The 287-nt window shown below is 63.4% G+C and carries 1 protein-coding gene; it reads left to right on the top strand.

Annotation, left to right across the window (positions count from 1 at the left end):
• Positions 1-287: acyl-CoA dehydrogenase family protein (locus JS521_RS36180; RefSeq protein WP_205087051.1), on the top strand; the 287-nt coding region annotated here is incomplete at both ends.

Below are 287 nucleotides of genomic sequence, written 5' to 3'. Positions count from 1 at the left end.
CCCTCTGCGCCGAATTTCCCGCCGAGTACTGGCGCAGGATCGATGAGGAAAAGGGCTTTCCGGAAGCCTTCGTCACGGCCATGACCGAAGCCGGCTGGCTGTCGGCGATGATCCCGGAAGAATACGGCGGCTCGGGCCTGGGCCTGGCCGAGGCTTCGGTGATCCTCGAGGAGGTCAACCGTTGCGGCGGCAACTCCGGGACCATCCATGGGCAGATGTACAACATGTTCACCCTGCTCAGAAACGGCAGCGAGGAGCAGAAGCGCTACTACCTGCCGAAGCTGGCC

Origin of the sequence: Streptomyces durocortorensis, from assembly GCF_016901035.1 — a bacterium.
In the GTDB taxonomy this organism is placed as follows: Bacteria; Actinomycetota; Actinomycetes; order Streptomycetales; family Streptomycetaceae; genus Streptomyces; species Streptomyces durocortorensis.
This window is presented reverse-complemented; position numbering and strand designations above follow the sequence as displayed.